A 959-nucleotide genomic window follows, 5' to 3' on the forward strand; every position below is an offset into this window, starting at 1 on the left:
TGCCATTGCCAAGCGGTGGCGATAATGTCCTTGACCTCAGTTACTTCTGGTTGCCAGCCTAAAACTCGTTTGGCTTTTTCACTAGAAGCAATTAATGTACTAGGATCCCCTGCTCGGCGTGGGGCGATTGTCGCAGGGATTTCTTGACCTGTTACTTCGCGAGCAGCATCTAACATTTCTTTAACAGAATAGCCGTTGTTGCTTCCCAAGTTAAAGACGTCACTTTCGCCGCCATTTTTCAAATATTCTAAAGCCAAAATATGTGCTGCAATCAAGTCTTCAATATAAACATAATCTCGAATGCACGTGCCATCTGGGGTATCATAATCATCCCCAAAAATACTTAGCTCTGCTCGTTGGCCTAATGCCACTTGTAAAATAATTGGCACAATATGCGTTTCTGGCGTGTGATCCTCACCAATTGAGGCATCTTTTTTTGCTCCTGCAACATTAAAATAACGCAAAGCAACATATTTCATTCCATAAGCGTTGTCGCACCATTTCATGATTTTTTCCATCATTAATTTACTTTCCCCATACGGGTTTTTAGGATTCGTTGGGGTTTCTTCTGTAATAGGCATTGCTTTTGGTTCGCCATAAGTGGCCGCTGTGGAAGAAAAAACAATATGTTTCACTCCAAATTCTTGCATGACTTCCAAGGCAATTTGAGTGCCGTGAACATTGTTATTGAAATACATTAACGGTTTCTCCACGGATTCTCCTACTAAAGAATTGGCCGCAAAGTGCAACACCCCTTCAATTGATTCCTTTTCAAAGACACTACGTAAAAAAGCTTTATCACGAATATCGCCTTCATAGAAAGTCGCTTGTTCATGAACTGCTGAACGATGTCCCGTTAATAAATTATCAACAACCACAACGGCATACCCTTTTGAAATTAATTGATCGACGGCATGTGAGCCAATGTAGCCTGCGCCACCTAATACTAAAATAGACAT

General features: G+C 41.2%; 1 protein-coding gene. It reads right to left on the minus strand.

All coding sequences use genetic code 11. From position 1 onward, the window contains the following. Positions 1-959 (minus strand): UDP-glucose 4-epimerase GalE (galE, locus tag HMPREF2810_RS04875; protein WP_002392192.1); only part of this gene is annotated, 959 nt, incomplete at both ends.

The sequence above is a fragment of the Enterococcus sp. HMSC078F03 genome, assembly GCF_001811595.1.
GTDB lineage: Bacteria > Bacillota > Bacilli > Lactobacillales > Enterococcaceae > Enterococcus > Enterococcus faecalis.